Raw genomic sequence first — 18,505 nt, 5'->3', positions numbered from 1 at the left:
TAATTAGGTTATGTTAGTTTTTAGTTCTTTGGAACAATTAAAGGCTAATAGCAAAATAGCACAAGCAAATGTTGTAAAATGAGATGTAATTTGCTAATTAATAGGATTTAATGCAAAAAAAATAGACGAACGGTTCTTTAAGTATATGAAAGTCTCTTTTTACTAAAATTACTGCTCTTCAGTTATTTTTACTTCTATGGGTGTTTTTTCTACACTTGTTTTAGTGAATAGTTATTTAGGGTGGTTCAAAGGTTCCATTAGTTAATGGATACTTAATGGTTAATGTATGGATGTAGTATGGTTTCTTAATGTATAATTTTCTTTTAAAAGTTATGAATTAAAAAGTTGTGACTTCTTAAAAGGTTCAGAAAAACCTATCTTTGCATCCTTATAAAAAAGATACAAATGAGTCTTCAAAACACCTTAACGCATCATATTAAGCAAGCAGCAGAACAGCTGTATAGCGCCAATTTGGAAACAGTAGAATTCCAAGCCACCCGCAAGGAATTTGCAGGTGATATTACCGTAGTTGTATTTGCTATGTTGCGAAGCATTAAGGGCAACCCTATGCAAATTGGTACAGCCGTAGGAGAATATCTTGTGAAGCATGTAGAAGAGGTACGAGCCTTTAACGTGGTTAAGGGGTTTTTGAATCTTGAGATTAGCGATGCCCATTATGTGACAGCCTTAAACGAAATGAGAAAAGAAGATTCATTCGGATTGGTGAGCCCAAAAGAGGGAGACAAAGCAGTTATGGTAGAGTATTCTTCTCCTAACACCAATAAGCCGTTACACTTGGGACACATAAGAAACAACCTGTTAGGATATAGTGTAGCCGAAATATTGAGAGCTTCCGGACAAAAGGTGTATAAAACCCAGATTATTAATGATAGGGGAATCCACATCTGTAAGAGCATGTTGGCCTGGCAGCGTTTCGGTAATGGTGAAACACCAGAGAGTACGGGATTGAAAGGAGATAAATTGGTGGGGAACTACTATGTAAAGTTCGATCAGGAATACAAGAAGGAAATTGAAGCTTTGGTTGCCGAGGGAATGGATAAGGAGGAAGCCAAAAAGCAAGCGCCTATTTTACTGGAAGCCCAAGAGATGCTAAGAAAATGGGAAGCTGGTGATGAAGAGGTTGTGGCCCTTTGGAAAACTATGAACCAGTGGGTGTACGACGGATTTGATGTTACTTATGAAAATCTTGGAGTAAACTTCGATTGTTTATACTATGAAAGCGATACCTATTTGCTAGGTAAGGAATTTGTTGCCGAAGGCCTTAACAAAGGTGTGTTCTTTAAAAAAGAGGATGGTTCAGTTTGGTGTGATCTTACAGAAGAAGGGCTTGACGAAAAGATTGTTTTGCGTGCCGATGGTACAGCTGTATACATGACACAGGATATTGGTACGGCAATTCAACGTATCAAGGATTATCCAGATGTAGGTGGGATGGTATATACCGTAGGGAATGAGCAAGACTATCACTTTAAGGTGTTGTTCTTGATCCTTAAAAAGCTAGGATTTGAATGGGCAGAGAATCTATATCACCTAAGTTACGGGATGGTAGATCTTCCTAGCGGAAAAATGAAGAGTAGAGAAGGAACTGTTGTCGATGCTGATGATTTGATTTCTGAAATGGCAGGTACAGCTGAGGAAATTTCCAAAGAATTGGGTAAACTTGATGGGTATTCCGAAGAGGAAAAACAAGAGCTGTACAAGATGATTGGTCTAGGTGCTTTAAAGTATTTCATCTTAAAGGTAGATCCTAAAAAACGAATCCTTTTCGACCCTAAAGAATCTATCGACTTCCAAGGGAATACAGGGCCGTTTATTCAATATACCTATGCAAGAATACAGTCCATTTTAAGAAAGGTGGATTTTGATTACAATCTTGAGGTAAATCCTTCTGGCATAGAGTTACATGAAAAAGAAAGGGAATTGTTAAAGCAGTTGGAGCTGTTTCCAGAAGTGGTTCAGAATGCAGCTACCCAACACAGCCCGGCTTTAATTGCTAATTATACTTACGATTTGGTTAAGGCGTTTAACTCCTTCTACCAAAACGTATCGATATTGGGAGCTGAAAATGCAACAGATAAATTGTTCAGAGTTCAACTTTCTGAGAAGGTAGGATTGGTAATCAAATCGGCATTTAAACTATTGGGTATTGAAGTACCACAACGTATGTAAACCCTATTTAAAATTGACACGCAGGCTTACGTTGGGAGTAAGCCCTAAGGCCGAGATGTCAATCTTGTTTACTATACCATCATCACCAACAGCATAATAACTGTTAATGATATTTTTACGATTGAATATATTCCAAACCGAAGCACCTAAAATGGCTTCGGTTTTTTTATTGAGTTTTACTTTGTAAGTAGCAGATATATCTGTCCTAAAATAATCCTCTAGTCTATCTGTATTTGGAGGATTGTATTGAATCACTCCATTTGGAGCTGTAAAGTTTAAAGGTGTTGTAAAGGGTTTGCCAGAGTGCCAATTCACTCCCAACGCTACTTTAAAACTGTTAATGGTATAAGTTCCCGCACCACTAAAAATATGCTGAAGGTCTAAGTTATTGGGGAAGTCTTCTCCTGAGTTCAAAGAAGGGAACTTGTAATTGTTTTGACTTAGGGAATAACTGAACCAGGTACTAAATTGACGAAACTGTTTGTTAACGAGAAGGTCAATGCCCTTAATGTTATACTGCCCTATGGTTTGTGTGTATTGATACTGGTTTTGAAATCCCTGACTGCGAGTACTAATGCCGTCTACTTCCTTAAGGTAGGCTTCAATGCTAGCATGGAGTTTGTTTTTGTGATAACTCAAACCAACGGAAATCTGCTTGCTTTTAGTGATGGGAATGCCTTCATTATTGGCTATTACCCAGCGTCGTTTTTCAATACCCAAAAAGTCCTTGGGGTAATCTATAATTTGGGTGGTAGTTTGACTTTTCAATTCTCCTAATACTTGGAGATTTAGGTGATTGTTCAATTGGTAATCAAAACTTAAACGGGGCTCTACTCTAAACTGCTCGAACTTTCCGAAATAGTTGGCGCGAACACCTAGTTGAACATTGGTTTTTTTGTTCTTCGATTGGTATCGTCCCTCGGTGTACATGGCATGGTTACGCAACACACGTTTAATGTATCGGCTAAAAGCAGGGTTGTTCACATCTTCCAGATTGCCAACCCCTGTTTCCGAAAATTGGTAGCCGCTGTTAAGGATTAACTGGTTGGAAAGTTTCTTGTCGAGGTTGAATTTGAGGGCTGTTTCCAGTACTTCATTTTTCTGGGATAAGCGTTGTTCAGTAATAACATCTTGATTGGTAGCATCTAAATTGTAATCTGATATAGAGATAAAAATGGTGGTTTCTGTGTTTGGGTTCCAATCTTTGGTGTATTCCAATCCTGTCGCTAGGTTAGACTGTGTTAGATCACTACCCTTGGCTTGGTCATTGGTATTGCTGGTAGCCAGTTCTAAATAACTCAGGTTGTTGTAAACCGAAAGTAGACTTGCTCGAAGTTTATCTGTTTCCGAAATATCGTAAAGTAGTTTTAAAGATATATCATAAAAGTAAAATTCTTCAGATTTACTGAGGGTATTACCGTTTGTGTTTTCTATATCGGTATCCTGGAATACTCGATTAGAATATTCTTGGTAAGTAGGTGTGTCCACCCAATCGGTTATGGCGCGTCTGGCAGCAACTTGCAGTTCCATTTTTTTAGAGAGAGGAGTAGAAATAAAACCATCGGTATTGATAAGGTTTATACCCAAACCTAGTTTGGTATCGTTTGTTAAGGTGTTGCCCAAACGCATATCGATAATACTCGAAACGCCATCACCATATTGGGCGCTACTACCGTTTTTGGAAATATTTACTTGTTCAGTAAGATAGGGGTTAAAAGCAGAGATCATTCCAAAGAAATGGCCTGATTGATACATTTTTATACCCTCCCAAAGGATGAGGTTTTGGTCGTGGGTACCTCCTCTTATATTGATGTTTGATATGGTTTCGTCTACGCTTACAATACCGGGTAAAGCTTGTACGGTTTGAAGAATATCCTGTTCAATAAGTCCCGGCAAGATTCCAAACTTTTTTGGACTGATAGTGGTGAGACCGTAGGGCCTTTGGCTAATACCCGAGGTTAAGTAGTCCATGATTACAACTTCCTCAAGCTCCTGTGGTAATATTGGAAGGTTATCAGATTTATTTATTGGAATAATGGCATAATGCCCTTTACTTAAAAGTTGAAATGCTAGTCTGCAATCAAGGCTTAAAGCTTCTAGAACTTCAGGTAATTTCTTGGTTGTATCTGGTGGAGATACAAATTTCCCATCAATTAAATCATCGGCATAAGAAAAGCTAATTTGGTAATAGGGTTCTATTGTGTTTAATGCAGTTTGCAGAGAGACTTTGCGTGCTAATTGTGACCAACAAAGCTGAACTGCCATAGTGCAGAACAAGAAAGCAAGTAAGACTAAGTGTTTATTCACCTGTTATGGTAACCGAGTTTTGGGATTGTGAATAGGTTAATTGCATTGGGGTGCAGATTGATTTGAGCGCCAAGTCTAAATCGGTATGGGTAAAACGCCCCGTAAACATTCGGCTTGTGTCCAATTGTTTCATCTGTATCGAAATATTGTACTGTCGCTCCAATTCGTTAAGAACTTCATACAAAGGGATACTAATAAACTGGCTGGAACCTTCTACCCAAGCTGGGTTTTTAGCAATCTCTTTTTCTCTGTGGATTGGTTTTCCGTTTATAACCAACACTTGGTCGCCAGGTTTTAAAATTGTTTTTCTAACTGTTGATTGAACCTCCACCGATCCTTCATAACAGATCACCTCAAAATAATCCTTTCGCTGCTTTACATTAAATTGGGTACCCAAAACAGTTATGGTTCCTAATTCAGTTTTAACTTGAAACCTTACTCCCTTGGCTACTTTAAAATAAGCTTCGCCATTTAATTGAACTTCTCTTTTATCACCCCAGTTACTTTTGTTGTATGTGATTGAACTTCCTGCATTCAACTGCGCTTCCGATTGATCAGGTAAAATAACCGATGTTGTTTGCGAAGCTAAAGTGGAAATATGTGTGTTTAAGGTTATTGTGTAATAGTAAATCCCAAGGCAAAGAACAATTACAGCTGCAATATGCCACAATGGATTTTTCCAAATTGGTTTGCTTTTTCCTTTTTTTATGGTTTTCTGAAGTTTGATTAATTCGGCATCGACTTCGAAACTTGAAGGTCTAAACTGTTGAAGTGCATTGTCCAATTTTGTGAGTTCTTGATAGTCTTCTAATTGCTTGAAGGCTTCAAGCTCATCGGGCTTAAGCTCGTGGTTCAACCATTTTTTTATCAGTTTGTCTCGCTCCATAATACTGTGCTTATCTATATAACAGTTAAACCTTGTTTTTTCCTACCCATCATATTAAAGTTCTTTAATATCCTCTCTAAGTTTTTTTAAGGCGCCATAAATTCGTTTTTCTACAGCTTTAGAGGAGATATCCAATTGTAGCGCAATTGCTTTAAACGATTTTCCTTCTACACGATTGAGTAAAAAAGCAGTGCGTTGCGCTTCAGTTAGCTTTTCTAAGGCCTGTTGTAACCTAGCCATGTATTCTTGTTCCTGCATTTGGAACTCCGGAGATTCGTTGGTGTAATCTTTGGGTTTGTGTTGTTGGTGTTTTAAGACTACTTTTTGATGGGCAACCTCATTTAACATAAGATTGTTGGCAGTGGTATAGAGGTAACTCTTGGCTTTGTCTGGGGAGACCTTACCACAGTTTTGCCATAGTTTAACAAAGGCTTCCTGAACTTTGTCTCTTGAGTTTAACCCGTCCCCAAATTTATAATACAGAAAGTCATGAAGGCTTTCGGCATGCCTCCTGAATATAGCAGAAAACAAAGTTTCATTACAAATGTCCTTATGTAGGTTTTTATTCATTTAGGGTTGGTTAGGTCTTCACGAATGTAAAAAATAAATTTTAATAAGAGCAGGCGCATTCTATTGTAGGGAGTAGTTATTTAAAGTGTAAAAAAATAAAAAGTGGGGTAGGACATTTTGGCTTTGAACTGTTATATTGTTAAACCAACAAAAATCAATAATATGAAATTCAAGTTACACCTACTCATGTTTATGTTTACCTTTTTTGCCCTGTTCTCGTGTCAGGAGGACGAAACTCAGGTAAATGAGCCTGAAGAAGAAGAAATTATCGATGCCAATTCTACCTTGGCTAGCTTAATGCAAAACACTTCCGCTAGTAATGGTGCTATGGATAATATATTGGATGACTCCAGTTGTATTTCGGTTAGTCTACCGGTTAGCGTAATGGTGAACGACATTACCATCACCATAAACACTTATGAGGATTTGGCTTTAATAGAACAATTGTTCAATGAATTTGATGACGATGAGGATGATTTAGACTTTTTATTTCCGATAACCATTGTTCTAAACGATTATACCCAAATCACAATTAACAATGAGGATGAACTTGAGGATTTTGTTGAGGATTGTATGGAAGAGCCAGAAGTGATAGAATGTGTGGATTTTCAATACCCCATTACTTTTTCAATGTACAATACCGATTTTCAGGATGTAGATACAACTGTAATCGAAAGTGATCAGCAATTATATTTGTTCTTAGACAATTTAGGTGATGATAGCCAAGGCGCTGTTTTGGCAAGCTTAAATTTTCCTATTACATTGATTTATGCCAATGGCGAAACCCTTCAGGTAAACAATAACCAACAATTGGAAGAAGCTATTAATGCAGCCGAACAGAATTGTGACGACGATGATGATGAGTGTACAGAAGAAACATTGGATATGTACCTGCAAGAATGTTACTGGAATATTGTTTCTTATAATAATAACGATCAGGCTTTCTACAATTACGATTTCTACTTCAATGAAAATGGTTCTTTGGAGATTGTTAATGGTGATACCACTGTAGCTATTGGAGGTGATTGGAGTACTTCGGTTAGCGATAATGGAGGTGTTATTTTGTCACTTACAGAGCTTACCGCTTTCCAAGGTGATTTAGGAGGGAACTGGTTAGTCTTGTCATGTGACGACGATCACTTACAGTTACAACGAATTAACGATTCTACACCGGAAGGAACAGTGATTGTAATGGAGCAAGAGTGTGAAGACGAATTGGATTGCAGTGTTCAGGAAATCAACGAAAACCTTCAGGAGTGTTACTGGGTTGCAAATACAAATCTATTCAACAATATTGTAGCCGACCACTTCTACTTCAATAATGACGGGTTAGTTACCGTAACCGACCTTAATGGGAATACACAGCTTACCGGAACTTGGGATATTACCTTGTCAGATGAAGGTGCTATGATGGTATTGCAGTTGCCGCAGCCGTATAATATGCTTTCCGAAGTTTGGACTATTGTAGATTGTGATGATGATAGTATTGAAATGGTTCATGGTGAGGATACTTTGGTCTTCGAGCAAGTGTGTGAGGAAGAAAACCCTTTTGAGTGTTTTGAGGAGATGACATTGACGGTTTGCGATGAAGGCGAGTTTGATGGCACAGCGATCTTTAATCTGGTAGAGCCTTACATGAATTGTCCAGCATTAGGTGAAGAAGTTGAGTTGTTATTCTATCTATCCTATTCAGAAGCAGAAATGGGAGGAGAATCTATAAATTCCTCTCAATTCAATTATACAAATACGTCTAACCCGCAAACCCTATATGTAAGGGTACAGCAAATAGGATCTAATAATTTTGAAATTTTTGAATTGTATTTATTTGTTGAAGACTGTAGCACGGAAAGTTGCTCAGAATTTGATGTAGATTCCTATTTAATGGAGTGCCATTGGATACCGGTAAGTATTAACGGAAGTGGTGATTTTAACAGCTACGATTTTTATTTTAACGACAACCAATCGTTGGTAATAGAGGGTAACGGAACCACTGTAAATGGAGTGTGGACTACTTATGGTAGTAATAATGGAGGTGTTATTGTAAACATCAGTCAGCTAACAGGGCCAACACAACAGTTTATTGGCGAATGGTTAGTTGTAGAGTGTGGAATGGAGCAATTTGTTTTCACTAATACCCAAAGTAATGTTCAAATGATGCTGGAACGCGAATGTAATTAATATCCATTTTTAAGTTTTTGGTTAATAATGAAGGGGTTGTCCGTGAAGGGCAGCCCTTTTTTGTTGTCAATTTATAGGAGGATACTTTAATTATACGTATCAAATCCTTAAATTTGCAACTCTTAAAATTTCAAGGAAGACTATGTTTAATAATTTAAGCGATAAGTTAGATAAAGCCTTACACGTACTTAAAGGGCACGGAAGTATTACTGAAGTCAATGTGGCGGAAACCCTAAAGGAAGTAAGACGTGCCTTATTAGATGCCGATGTTAACTTTAAAATAGCAAAGAATTTTACCAATACTGTTAAGGAAAAAGCACTTGGTCAGGATGTATTGACAACCTTACAGCCAGGGCAATTAATGGTTAAGATTGTAAAGGATGAGTTAACCCAATTAATGGGAGGTGAAACCGCAGGAATTAACCTTAGTGGGAATCCGAGTATTATTTTGATGTCCGGTTTACAGGGGTCTGGTAAAACCACCTTCTCAGGTAAATTGGCAAACTACCTTAAGAATAAAAAAACTAAAAAGCCTTTATTGGTAGCCTGTGACGTTTACCGTCCGGCAGCGATCGATCAGTTACATGTTGTAGGTGACCAGATTAATGTTGAGGTATACAGCGATAAAGGAAATATGGACCCGGTTGCTATTGCACAAGCAGGTATTGCTCATGCAAAAGCCAACGGTCATAATGTGGTTATTATCGATACCGCAGGTCGTCTAGCTGTAGATGAGGCAATGATGACCGAGATTTCTAATATCCACAAAGCTATCCAACCACAGGAAACATTATTTGTTGTGGACTCTATGACTGGTCAGGATGCGGTTAATACAGCAAAAGCCTTCAACGATGTGTTGAACTTCGACGGAGTTATTCTTACCAAGTTAGATGGTGATACTCGTGGTGGTGCTGCTATATCCATTAAATCAGTGGTAGATAAGCCAATTAAGTTTATCGGTACTGGTGAGAAAATGGAGGCTATCGATGTGTTCCACCCTTCACGTATGGCAGACCGTATTTTGGGGATGGGGGATGTTGTATCTTTAGTAGAACGTGCTCAAGAGCAATACGATGAAGAAGAGGCTAGAAAGCTTCAGAAAAAAATTGCCAAGAACCAGTTTGGTTTTGACGATTTCTTAAACCAAATCCAGCAGATTAAAAAGATGGGTAATATGAAAGACCTTGTCGGAATGATTCCTGGAGCTGGTAAAATGATGAAGGATATCGATATTGATGACGATGCCTTCAAGCATATTGAAGCTATAATTCACTCTATGACTCCAGGTGAGCGTACTACCCCAGCTACTATTAACGCCAGCAGAAAAAAACGTATTGCAAAAGGATCTGGTACTTCTGTTCAGGAAGTAAACCAGCTTTTAAAGCAGTTTGACCAGATGAGCAAGATGATGAAAATGATGCAAGGTGGCGGTGGAAAACGCATGATGCAAATGATGAAAAACATGCGATAAGCTTGAATAAGAACAATTTTTACACAAATAACAATGACTTTACTAGACGGAAAAAAGGTAAGTAACGACATCAAGAATGAAATTACCGAGCAGGTAAAAAAGATGAAAGCCAATGGGGAAAAAGTTCCGCATTTGGCGGCTATTATCGTTGGTAACGATGGGGCGAGTTTAACTTATGTGGGGAGTAAGGTAAAAGCCTGTGAGCGCATTGGTTTCGAATCTACTTTGGTGAGAATGTCGAATACTACCAGTGAGGTAGAGTTGCTGGACAAGATTGAGGAGTTGAACAAAAATCCAGAAATTGATGGGTTTATCGTTCAGTTGCCTTTGCCTAAGCAAATCGATACTCAAAAAGTTTTGATGGCTGTGGACCCAGATAAGGATGTAGACGGATTCCACCCAACCAACTTTGGTAAAATGGCCTTGGATATGTCTACGTTCATTCCTGCTACGCCGTTTGGAATTTTAGAGTTGTTGGAACGTTATGGTGTAGAAACTCAAGGGAAGCACACTGTGGTTATAGGTCGTTCACATATTGTTGGGCGTCCAATGAGTATTTTAATGGGCCGTAAAGGGTTCCCAGGAAACTCAACTGTAACCTTAACGCATAGTCACACTAAGAACATCACTCAGATCACATCTCAAGCAGATATTATCATTACGGCTTTAGGTGTGCCAGGTTTCCTTAAAGCAGAGATGGTTAAGGATGATGTTGTAATCATCGACGTGGGAATCACGCGTGTGTCTGATGATACAAAAGAAAAAGGGTACTACATTACTGGAGATGTAGATTTTGAAAACGTAAGCAAGAAAGCGAGTTTTATTACTCCAGTTCCTGGCGGAGTAGGGCCAATGACTATTGCTATGTTGCTTAAAAACACATTATTGGCAAGAGAGCGTCACATGATGAGAAAGTAATAAATCGTAAGTGAGAAGTTTATAAAATAAAAAGCCCGGTAAGAAATTTTATTACCGGGCTTTTTATTTGAAAGTTTCAAATAAACTAAGTTTAAGAATTCCTTCTGCTTCGTCTAGGTCTGCCGCTTCGCTCAGGATTGAATGTTTTGGTTGAACTGCTTATGAGTTTTTTAAGCTCTTTAAGTTCTTCTTTTGTCAGTTCACGATATTCACCAACAGGTACATCAAGTTGAATGTTCATAATGCGAACCCTTTGAAGTTTGGTTACCTCATAGTTCAGATATTCACACATACGTCGAATTTGTCGGTTCAATCCTTGTGTTAGTACTATTCGAAAGGTGTCGGTGCTCAATTTTTCTACAACACATTTTTTGGTAACTGTATCAAGAATTGGCACGCCGCCTGCCATACGATTTACAAAGGTTTGTGAAATAGGTTTGTCAACGGTTACGATATATTCCTTTTCGTGGTTATTGCTGGCGCGAAGTATTTTGTTTACGATATCTCCGTCATCAGTTAAAAGGATAAGTCCTTCGCTAGGTTTGTCCAATCTTCCAATAGGGAAAATACGCTTAGGGTAATTCATGAAGTCAATAATATTGTCTTTCTCTACCCTTGTGTCGGTTGTACAAACAATACCTACTGGTTTATTAAGTGCTAAATAGACAAAGTCATCCTTTTTGTCTGTAATACGCTTTCCGTCTACAGCTACAACATCATCCTTACCTATTTTAGTGCCCATTTCAGGGACTTTACCATTAACGGTAACTCTTCCAGCATCAATTAGTTTATCGGCCTCCCGGCGTGAACAGTATCCTACTTCGCTAAGGTATTTGTTTAGGCGTACTAAAGACTCTTCCATCTTAAATGAATAAAATATTGAATTCGAGACAAAGATACTACTCCTTAATCTTTTATAAACGATTTTATCGTTTCTATAATTTGGAGTGTGTTTAGTGAGTGTCCCAGTCCTTTAGTAGTATTTAGTTGGCATTGATTATGGCTGTCTGCAATTTGGAGGGCATCTTGATATGGAATGATGTCGTCCTCCTTATCGTGAATAACTAGAGTAGGGATTGGGAAATCCTTTAAGCAGTGAGAAGTAGCAAATTTTTCAGGAGAGGTGCCAAATCTATTAACTATAGTGTTGTTGAGCTCATCGATAACACGATTATTATAGCCTAACATATCAGTGTAACGTTTTAAAACATCCTTAAATTCCGATGGGGCTCCAAGAAGAATAAGCTTGCTGATTAGTTTTGGTCGATACTTAAATAAGTGATATCCCGTAGCCATGCCTCCAACGGAGTGGCCTATAATTATCTCGGGGCTGAAGTGCTGTGAAGCAACGTGTATAAAATCGGCATATAAGATAGCATTGAAAATGTCGCTTCCAGATTGTCCATGTGCAGGAGCATCTAAGGCGATAATATTATAGTCGAGTTTACGAAGTTCTTCAATTGTAATTTGCCAACGACCAGAGTTGCTTTCCCATCCGTGGGCTAAAAGCACAGTTTTATTATTCCCAGACCAATGATAAGTCATAATGTTATGGCCGTTATGGTTTAGGAGAAGCTGTTGTGAGGTGTCAAGAAAGGTCTGTTGTTCCGCTGAGATTTTTCCTTTTCTGGGAGTAGTGAACAGTTTTAAGGCTGTATTGGCAGCTAGGTTTGGTGAAATGTAGCTTATGCCATTAACGCAACTTCCAATAAATTTTACGGCACTATTGGTCATTATTCTTCTCGGTTCACGGTTTCCATGGAAAATGCTGGGGTGCAAATGGCTAGATATTCGCAGGGTTCCAAAAACGGGTTGGAGTATTGCACCCTAGCATTTTTATTGATTTTAATGGATTCACCGGTATTTAAAACTATGGTGTCTCCATCAACAATAATTTGTTTTTTACCACTGATAATAAAAGTATATTCATCAAACTCTGGAGTTTGAAAAGGTTCACTCCAGCCTGGCGGAGCTATCATATGTGCCATGCTGAGGTCGCCGTTGTTGTTTGTAGCTAAGCCAAAATGTTCTTTGATGGTTTTTCCATCATTGGTTGGCACTACTAATGGACTGGTTTGAACTTTATACTTACTCATAGTAAAAATAAAACTTGAAGGTTTACATCCAGTTTAACATAAAGTACTTGACTTTGGCGCTGTCTGGAATTTGAGTAGATTCGATTTTAAGGTTCATGTCAAATCTTAAGTTGGCCGGTAATTCCTTTTTGTCTATGGTAAAGGTAGCGTTAATCTCATCTACAGCTATTACAACAGAATTGATTAAGTTGTCAATTCTTGAAATTTTATAGTTATCCTTAATTTCCTTAAAGGTACTCATTTTTGAGATGTTTCTCTCGGTTTTGTAGCGTGGATCTATAATGTTTATCGATGTAATTACGGCTGTAGAGTCTAAAACTTGATCAGGAGTAAGCTCTAAAAGTTTATTCCCAGTTTTGTCGAAGATTTTAATGTTGTTAAAGTTGCCTGTAAACTCATCACCTCCTATAGATTTCACGATTGAGTCCTTTGCAAAAATTAAATTAAGATCTTTAACTTGTGTGGAGTCGGTTAAAAGACCAACGTGTTGTTTACTTATTTGAAATGGATCTTGCTCCTTTTTACAGCTTGTTGCAATCAAGGCTATTAGAGCCAACGAAAATATGCTTTTTTTCATTCGGTTAATGTTGTTTAATTGTAGGTTTGAATTTGATTTGGTTCGTGCAAAAATACATTAGTTATTTATCAGATAAAGGTAATATTAAGTCTTTTTTTGTCGGTTAGAAATAACATTATTTTCTCATCATTTTATTCAAAACGCCAAACACACCCCTTATAAATGAGGCACTGGTAAGTACTTTTACTATAGGGTTCATTCTTGAGTTACTAGATGATTGTTTCGATCTTGTTTTTTGAGTTTGTTTTTCTTTAATAGTTTCGGCTTGAGCTATTTTTTTGTTGAGAATTTCATAGGCACTTTCCCTATCGATGTTGTCGTTGTATTTTTTTACCAGTTTAGATGATTGAATGAGATTTTTCAATTCAGTTTCGGTAAGTACATCCATTCTGCTCATTGGTGCACGCATCATAGTTGCAGCCAATGGCGTGGGACGACCTTTTTCGTCAAGGGCTGTGACCAATGCTTCTCCTATTCCAAGTGATGTTAAAACCTTTTCGGTATCGTAATAGTCAGATGTTGGGTAGTTTTGAGATGTGAGTTTAATGGATTTTCTATCTTTTGCGGTAAAGGCTCTTAAGGCATGTTGGATTTTTAGTCCCAATTGACTCAAAATCGCTTCCGGAATATCTGTTGGGTTTTGCGTTACAAAATACAGCCCGACACCTTTACTTCTAATAAGCTTAACAACATTCTCCAATTGATCCATCAAAGCTTTTGAAGCTTGGTTGAAAATTAGGTGTGCTTCATCTATAAAGATGACCAATTCAGGACGGTCGCTATCTCCTTGTTCAGGAAACGTAGCATAGATTTCAGCCAATAGGCATAGCATAAACGTAGAAAATAATTTGGGGCGGTTCTGAATATCCGTTAGCCTTATTATATTAATATAGCCTCTACCTTCATCATCTAATTGAGCTAAATCATTAACATCAAAAGAGGTTTCCCCAAAAAACAGATCGGCACCTTGCTGTTCCAACTCAATAACCTTTCGTAAAATGGCTCCCGTCGAAGAGGTGGAAATTCTTCCGTAGGCTTCTGCAAACTCATCTTTACCTTCTAGAGTGGCATATTGGAGCATTTTTTTGAAATCCTTTAGGTCGAGTAGGGGGAGTTTGTTGTCATCACAATATTTAAAAATCACTGAAACTATACCTGATTGAGTATCATTAAGTTCTAAAATTCTTGATAACAATACTGGACCAAACTCACTAACTGTAGCTCGTAATCTCACCCCATCTTGCTCAGAAAGGGTAAGGATTTCTACGGGAAAGGACCTTGGTGTGAAAGGGAGGCCAATTTGTAGGTGACGTTCATCAATTTTAGGGTGTCCTTGGCTTGGTTGAGCAATACCGCTAAGATCGCCTTTTATATCCATGAGCAATACTGGAATACCGCGATCGCTAAGGTTCTCGGCCATCACCTGTAGGGTTTTTGTTTTTCCTGTTCCTGTTGCTCCTGCGATTAACCCATGCCTGTTAAGTGTTTTAAGAGGAACATTGATGTAGGCCTCTGTGATGGTTTTTCCGTTAAGCATTGCAGCGCCAATGGGGATGCTTTCTCCTTTTGTGGTATTGCCGTCCATTATATGTTGCTTGAATGATTCTGTAATGTCCATCAGGTTATTTTTCCTAAAAATAGTTAATCTAACCGAATTGTGTGTTGCAGTAGGATTAAAACTATGCTGTATTTGAGTGTCATACCCATAAAGTATTGCTATCTTTGCAGCATGACAAAACAAGAGGTTCAAGCATTGGTGGAAAGTGGGGAAATGCTCCCTTTAATGGAAGCGTTTTATACTATCCAAGGAGAAGGGTTTCATAAGGGTACTGCGGCTTATTTTATTCGTGTAGGTGGTTGTGATGTTGGCTGTCATTGGTGTGATGTAAAGGAAAGCTGGAATGCCGATTTACACCCGCCAACCAATACTTCTAAAATAGTGGACGATGCCGTTAATTATAGTGACACTATTGTGGTTACTGGAGGTGAACCATTGACCTGGGATATGACCAAGTTGACTAGCCAGCTTAAAGACCGTGGTGTTAAAACGCATATTGAGACATCTGGAGCTTATAAGTTGACTGGGGATTGGGACTGGATTTGCTTGTCGCCAAAAAAGGTAAAATTGCCAACAGAGGAAGTTTATCACCATGCTAATGAACTTAAAGTAATTGTTTACAATAAAAGTGACTTTGACTTTGCAGAAGAACAAGCTGCAAAAGTTAATGATAACTGTGTACTATATCTTCAGCCAGAGTGGAGCAAACGAGATAAAATGATTCCGCTCATAGTAGATTATGTTATGGCTAATCCAAAATGGAAGGTTTCTCTTCAAACACATAAATACCTAAATATCCCGTAATCAATTATTTATTTACGCTCACAGAAAAAACCTAATTTAGGTTAATACAAGGTTAATGGTTAGCGGTTTTTGTTTCAAGAATACAGTATTTCTTAGTTTAGGAAGATTTAATTGTTGATGTTTAAAGTGTTTGCGGAAAACACTGCTAAATATTCATTGTTTTTAAAGTTTTCTATTACAATTTGTATTGGTTGAGTTATATGTTGTTGACTTAGCTTTTTGTGGTAGGAAAGATAAAATCATTAGAAGTTTAGTGTTAACATCAGTAGTTAGTTTGAATTAAGCGAACAATTATATCTGATAAACTAAATCTAATTATTTATGAAACAATTAATTACTTTTATTCTTGGAGTTTTTTTTGTTGGAACTTTTCATGCCCAGCAGATAGGAATTCAAGAAGATTTTGATTCTTCAGGCAGCGGAATAAATTCTGGTTGGACTAACAATGGTTTCAGCATGTCCGGGACTTTTTCAGCTTGCGAAGGCCAAAGCTATCGCGCATTAATGAATGGAGGAAACACTGCCTCATTGGTGTCTCCATTATTGACAGGAGCGTCTAACGGGCAACAAATTACCGTAGACTTTGACTTTAAAGCGTATTACTATAGTTTTTTTGGTGGTAATCAACCAGCTCCGGCAAACTGGGGGGATATGGTTGTGGAGTATTCTACTGATGGAACAACCTGGACCAATGTAGGAACTATAAACGATTCTAATTATACCTCTGTAGATGCTTGTGATCAGATTAACTACACCATAGCGGCAGGAGTCATACCTGTAGGGAGCAATTTTCAAATCCGTTGGGTAGCTACAAATGTGACAGGTGCATATTATGTGTTCCTTGACAATATTTCAGTAACTCAACCGGTGACTTCTGTGCCTAATTGTGATGCTACTGTTTTAGTGCCAGCAGATGCTGCAGTCGATTTAGATGTTAATGACTTAGATCTTGTTTGGACTAATGCAACAGGAGTGTTTTCTGGTTATAAAATTAATATTGGTACCACTTCTGGCGGAACGGAGTTGCTCGATGGTTTTGATGTTGGAGATGTTTCGGAGTATACCTTAACTGGGACTTTGGATTACGATACAACATATTATGTTACTATAGTGCCTTATAATTCCTCAGGCGATGCTACGGGGTGTACAAATGAAAGTACATTTACCACTAGGCCAGCTCCTATTACAGGAGCAACCTGTGCAGATCCTTTATTAATTAGTCCTGTGTTGCCTTATTCTGCAACAGGAACCACCTCTGGTTTTGAAGACTTTTATGAGTCAACACCTTGTGGAAATCCTACTTATTTTGGTGAGGAGGTAGTTTATTCAATTACTCCTACCGAAGATATTTCAGTAAATGTAGAGGTGACAAATATTGCTGGGGGTAGAGTGGTTACTACAGTTTTAGATGACTGTCCTGATTTGGCTACGGCTTGTATAGGATACGGAGATTCTACAAATGATTTGAATGACATAATTATTAATGAGATTGTCCTGCTTTCTGGTAGCACTTACTACATAGTTGTAGGAGCTCAAAATGGTACAGGAGTAGCAACTTATGACCTTGATATTACCCAAAACACATGTGTGGTTTCAACTTTTACTCTAACAGCAGATCCAGATTGTGGTAACGATCAATTCTCAGTAGATGTTGATGTGTTGTCTCTAGGGTCGGCTACTACAGTGTCTATTACTGATGATCAGGGTAGTGTTGCTCAATCAGCCAGTGTTGCGGGTATAGTGACCATGGGGCCATATGCTAGTGGTGCCGATGTAACTTTTACTTTGAGTGATAGTGCTGATACTAGCTGTTCTATAACAGAATCGTTTACTTACTATTGTCCACCAGCTAATGATACTTGTACAACTGCTGAGGTCTTAGTGCTTTCTGATGATACATGCAATAACATTGTGAGTGGGGACACTTATGGAGCATCTGCAAATTCTGAAATTACAGGAATCCCAGAATGTGGTGATACTTCTGCTAATAAAATGACGTGGTATGAATTTACTCCTGCGACAGATGGTTATTATGAATTTTCAATTTCAAATATTTCAGGTGATTCTTCAAATGCCTATGTAACGGTTTATGAGGGAACTTGTGGTTCTGTAATGACTATGCTTTCTTCTTGTTATGTTCAAGCTGTTACTGAAGATTTAACAGCAGGAACTACTTATTATGCGGTAGTGCGTACTAGTTCAGGTTTGGGAGCTAATTTTGATATTTGTGTTAAGAGTATTGATGTTCCGGAGAACACTGCATGTGATGAGGCGGTTTCAGTGCAATTGTCTGATATGGCAGGTGCTACAAATGTCATTAGTGCGAATTTTGAAAATACTTTTTCAAATATTTTGGTAGGTTGTCTTCCTTGGTATGTGACTTCTAGTACCTTGTATTATACTTTTACTCCTACTCAAACTGGTACTTATTATATGAGTTATACCGGTGTTTCGGGTACGTTCTTTAATATTTCTACAGGTAGCTGTTCGGGACTGACAGTTGTAGAAAGTGCTATTTCGGATACAACTTGTATGAATGCTGATGGGACTTTTTATTTGGATGCAACAGCAGGGACTACATATTATATAACAGTTTATGGTTCTGGATCGGCTCCTTTTAGTTTTTATGTTTATCCAGATGAGTCTTTGAGTACTCCTGATTTTGATAATGGTGATTTTGGGGTTAACTATAGCCCAAATCCAGTAAAAGACAAGTTGAATATTTCTGCTTCTGTAAATATTAAAACTGTTGAAGTTTACAGTGCTATTGGACAGCAAGTATACAAAGCTTCAATTGGAAGTATGGATGCAGAGGTTAACTTTGAATCTTTAAACTCGGGAATGTATTTTATCAAGCTTGATTCTGAAAAAGGATCAAGAATTATTAAGGTTATTAAGAAATAATATATCTGATTTTTACCATAAAAAAAGCTGCCTTCAACATAGGGCA

General features: G+C 38.0%; 14 protein-coding genes. 6 read left to right on the top strand and 8 right to left on the bottom strand.

The window, feature by feature from the left end:
* The first annotated feature begins 405 nt into the window (after window positions 1-405).
* Window positions 406-2,190 carry an arginine--tRNA ligase gene (gene argS, locus PWU04_RS00130; protein ID WP_274473745.1) on the top strand — a complete coding sequence of 595 codons (1,785 nt, stop codon included), beginning with the start codon at window positions 406-408 and terminating at the stop codon, window positions 2,188-2,190.
* A gap of 3 nt (window positions 2,191-2,193) precedes the next feature.
* Here the strand turns inward: argS and PWU04_RS00125 are convergent, their stop codons facing one another.
* The 3 genes from PWU04_RS00125 to PWU04_RS00115 are packed head-to-tail and all read right to left on the bottom strand — an operon-like array spanning window position 2,194 to window position 5,953.
* Window positions 2,194-4,455, bottom strand: a complete 2,262-nt coding sequence (locus tag PWU04_RS00125) for a TonB-dependent receptor plug domain-containing protein (protein ID WP_274473744.1) — start codon at window positions 4,453-4,455, stop codon at window positions 2,194-2,196.
* Between the two features lie 34 nt (window positions 4,456-4,489).
* Complete coding sequence (locus PWU04_RS00120; RefSeq protein WP_274473743.1) at window positions 4,490-5,383, bottom strand: FecR family protein; 894 nt, start codon at window positions 5,381-5,383, stop codon at window positions 4,490-4,492.
* A 54-nt stretch (window positions 5,384-5,437) separates the two neighbouring features.
* Window positions 5,438-5,953: an RNA polymerase sigma factor gene (locus PWU04_RS00115; RefSeq protein ID WP_274473742.1), complete on the bottom strand. Its 516-nt coding sequence runs from the start codon at window positions 5,951-5,953 to the stop codon at window positions 5,438-5,440.
* Between the two features lie 162 nt (window positions 5,954-6,115).
* On the opposite strand from PWU04_RS00115, the gene PWU04_RS00110 reads away from it, so the two are divergent.
* The 3 genes from PWU04_RS00110 (at window position 6,116) to PWU04_RS00100 (ending at window position 10,520) form a co-directional block, all read left to right on the top strand.
* Window positions 6,116-8,131, top strand: a complete 2,016-nt coding sequence (locus PWU04_RS00110) for a hypothetical protein (RefSeq protein ID WP_274473741.1) — start codon at window positions 6,116-6,118, stop codon at window positions 8,129-8,131.
* Between the two features lie 142 nt (window positions 8,132-8,273).
* Window positions 8,274-9,602 (top strand): signal recognition particle protein, encoded by a 1,329-nt coding sequence (ffh, locus tag PWU04_RS00105; protein ID WP_274473740.1) that lies wholly within the window; start codon window positions 8,274-8,276, stop codon window positions 9,600-9,602.
* A 33-nt stretch (window positions 9,603-9,635) separates the two neighbouring features.
* A complete protein-coding gene (locus PWU04_RS00100; protein ID WP_274473739.1) occupies window positions 9,636-10,520 on the top strand; it encodes a bifunctional 5,10-methylenetetrahydrofolate dehydrogenase/5,10-methenyltetrahydrofolate cyclohydrolase in 885 nt (294 codons plus the stop codon).
* 91 nt (window positions 10,521-10,611) lie between these two features.
* On the opposite strand, the gene rluF is transcribed toward PWU04_RS00100, so the two are convergent.
* From rluF to PWU04_RS00075, 5 genes are all read right to left on the bottom strand, one after another.
* Window positions 10,612-11,382: a 23S rRNA pseudouridine(2604) synthase RluF gene (gene rluF, locus PWU04_RS00095; RefSeq protein WP_274473738.1), complete on the bottom strand. Its 771-nt coding sequence runs from the start codon at window positions 11,380-11,382 to the stop codon at window positions 10,612-10,614.
* 44 nt (window positions 11,383-11,426) lie between these two features.
* Window positions 11,427-12,254 (bottom strand): alpha/beta fold hydrolase, encoded by an 828-nt coding sequence (locus tag PWU04_RS00090; protein WP_274473737.1) that lies wholly within the window; start codon window positions 12,252-12,254, stop codon window positions 11,427-11,429.
* Window positions 12,254-12,616 (bottom strand): cupin domain-containing protein, encoded by a 363-nt coding sequence (locus tag PWU04_RS00085; protein ID WP_274473736.1) that lies wholly within the window; start codon window positions 12,614-12,616, stop codon window positions 12,254-12,256. Before PWU04_RS00085 ends, PWU04_RS00090 begins: the two co-directional genes overlap by 1 nt.
* Before the next feature lie 22 nt (window positions 12,617-12,638).
* Window positions 12,639-13,193, bottom strand: coding sequence for a hypothetical protein (locus PWU04_RS00080; protein ID WP_274473735.1), 555 nt, complete (start codon window positions 13,191-13,193; stop codon window positions 12,639-12,641).
* Window positions 13,194-13,308: 115 nt separating this feature from the next.
* Window positions 13,309-14,811: a helicase HerA-like domain-containing protein gene (locus PWU04_RS00075; protein WP_274473734.1), complete on the bottom strand. Its 1,503-nt coding sequence runs from the start codon at window positions 14,809-14,811 to the stop codon at window positions 13,309-13,311.
* 111 nt (window positions 14,812-14,922) lie between these two features.
* Between PWU04_RS00075 and PWU04_RS00070 the strand changes: the two genes are divergently transcribed.
* Window positions 14,923-15,555, top strand: coding sequence for a 7-carboxy-7-deazaguanine synthase QueE (locus PWU04_RS00070; RefSeq protein ID WP_274473733.1), 633 nt, complete (start codon window positions 14,923-14,925; stop codon window positions 15,553-15,555).
* A 321-nt stretch (window positions 15,556-15,876) separates the two neighbouring features.
* Window positions 15,877-18,459: a T9SS type A sorting domain-containing protein gene (locus PWU04_RS00065; RefSeq protein ID WP_274473732.1), complete on the top strand. Its 2,583-nt coding sequence runs from the start codon at window positions 15,877-15,879 to the stop codon at window positions 18,457-18,459.
* Window positions 18,460-18,505 lie beyond the last annotated feature (46 nt).

The organism is Mangrovimonas aestuarii, assembly GCF_028767185.1.
Classification (GTDB): domain Bacteria; phylum Bacteroidota; class Bacteroidia; order Flavobacteriales; family Flavobacteriaceae; genus Mangrovimonas_B; species Mangrovimonas_B aestuarii.
The sequence above is the reverse complement of the archived record's forward strand: the minus strand, read 5'-3'. Positions and strand labels throughout refer to the sequence as shown.